Source organism: Micromonospora inaquosa (assembly GCF_003857055.1).
GTDB classification, from domain to species: domain Bacteria; phylum Actinomycetota; class Actinomycetes; order Mycobacteriales; family Micromonosporaceae; genus Micromonospora; species Micromonospora inaquosa.
The window spans coordinates 1-793 of sequence record NZ_QGSZ01000010.1 but is presented as its reverse complement, the minus strand read 5'-3'; the positions used below and the strand labels follow the sequence as shown (position 1 = coordinate 793).

1 protein-coding gene is annotated in these 793 nt (G+C 68.0%); it reads right to left on the bottom strand.

Features of this window, described 5'->3' with window-relative positions:
* Window positions 1–685 (bottom strand): endo-1,4-beta-xylanase (locus DLJ59_RS00045; RefSeq protein ID WP_148096911.1); only part of this gene is annotated, 685 nt, incomplete at its 3' end.
* Window positions 686–793: the final 108 nt, after the last annotated feature.

The window sequence follows — 793 nt, the reverse complement described above, 5'->3', positions numbered from 1 at the left end:
ACTTGAAGTCGCGCACCATGTTGTAGACGCCCTGCGTCTTGGCGTGCGTCCAGTTGTCGGTGTTGTAGTCGTTGTAGCAGAGCTTCGCACCCGGATCCGCGGCCCGCGCCGCCCGGAACGCGGCCTCGATCCAGTCGTTGCCGGTGCGCTGGAGGTTGGAGTCGCGGCGGCCTCCGGAGTTGCCGTCGGCGAAGGCCTCGTTGACCACGTCCCACGCCACGACCTGACCCCGGAAGTGCGTGGCCACCTGCGTCACGTGGTTGAGCATCGCCTGCCGCAGCGCGCTGCCACTCATGCTCTCCATCCAGCCGGGCTGCTGCGAATGCCACGCCAGTGTGTGGCCGCGCACGCTCATCCCACGGCTGCGGGCGTGGTTGACGATCTGGTCCGCCGCCCCGTAGCTGAACTGATTCTGCTGCGGCTCGGTGGCGTTCATCTTCATTTCGTTCTCGGCCGTCACCATGTTGAACTCACGGTTCAAGATCGTGGTGTACGCGCTGTCCGAGAGCTTGAATCCGGCCACCGCCGTGCCGAAGTAGCGGCCCTTCTCGGCGGCGGACGCACCGAGCGTCGTCCCGGCGGCGGCGGGTGCTGTCGCAAACAGCGCCATGCCGGCGGCGAGGGCGCCCGCGCCGGCCAGCGCGATAGCGGCTCTGGAGGCCGCCTTCCATCTCGCATTTCTCATCGTGCGACTCCTTCTCGGGGTGGTGGGGTGGGAGGGGAACTCAGGACACCGAACAGGCGGCACCGTTGAGGGCGAACGAGGCGGGCTTGCCGGCGCCGCCCTCATGCG